Origin of the sequence: Ferrimicrobium acidiphilum DSM 19497 (assembly GCF_000949255.1) — a bacterium.
Classification (GTDB): domain Bacteria; phylum Actinomycetota; class Acidimicrobiia; order Acidimicrobiales; family Acidimicrobiaceae; genus Ferrimicrobium; species Ferrimicrobium acidiphilum.
Genome location: NZ_JXUW01000063.1, coordinates 1 through 887, shown reverse-complemented (window position 1 = coordinate 887; position 887 = coordinate 1). Strand labels below are relative to the sequence as shown.

Genomic DNA, 887 nt, shown 5'->3' with positions numbered 1-887 from the left:
GAGCAGTTCCTTGTAGTACTCGGTTCCCCTGATGTTTTGATGCTCAATAGGTGGTGGTCCAGCCGGTGGCGTCAGTGGGAAGGCATCGAGTCCGTTTTTCAAGATAGAGACCACGCTCTTGTACAGGGGGCTATGGATCGCTATTGCTCTCTCACATGCCGCCTCGACACGCTCTGGGGTATAGACCTTCGATGCCAAGTTGAAGATGCCTCTGCACTGGTTAAAGCCTTGTTCTGGGTAGTGCCTCCCAGACATGATCGTCTCACAGACCACCTGGGTACTTGGTCCTATCGTCCGAGCCCACTTGAGTATCCTTGCCGGGGTCCATGATGCCTGGGCCTGGTGACTCGAGGGCATGTGCGCAAAAGAAGTCTGGTACTGACCCTTCCTCTCGCATCGTCGGTGACTCGCTATGCGCACTCCAGCCGAGAAGATCTCCACTGTGGTTCTGGTAACCCGTACATCAAGAGTTTGGCCGACCAGATCGTAGGGTACCGAGTAATAGCCGTCTAGGACCCGTACGTGGTAGTTCATCTGGACTTTGAACCGCTTGGCACTCCGCATATTCATAGCTAGTTGTAGGGAGAGGACGCATCACTGGCTTGTCCACAGCCTCAAACACGCTCTTTCTGGTCCCCTCCCGTCTTTGGAACCCTTGAGCGTTTAGCTCCTCTAAGAGCTCGTAGATTGCCTGGTTGAGCTCGTACAGGGAGAAGAACTTGACGTGACGGAGCCTGGCGAGGATCTGGCGTTCGACGATCAGGACTCCTCCTTCAACGGCGGCCTTATCTCGAGGCTTTCGGGGTCTAGCTGGTAGAATCGTGACCTCATAGTGCCTGGCCCACTCCAGGTAGCTCTCGTTGAATACCGGGTCATACTTGGATGCC

At 55.0% G+C, this 887-nt stretch carries 1 protein-coding gene and 1 pseudogene; both read right to left on the bottom strand.

Going from position 1 to position 887, the window contains the following annotated elements; genetic code table 11:
* Window positions 1–534, bottom strand: a 534-nt coding sequence (locus FEAC_RS14375) for a Mu transposase domain-containing protein (RefSeq protein WP_419195376.1), incomplete at its 3' end; no start/stop codon positions are given.
* Window positions 464–887, bottom strand: a pseudogene (locus FEAC_RS15740) (hypothetical protein); the annotation flags it as partial. The gene FEAC_RS14375 and the pseudogene FEAC_RS15740, both read right to left, overlap by 71 nt.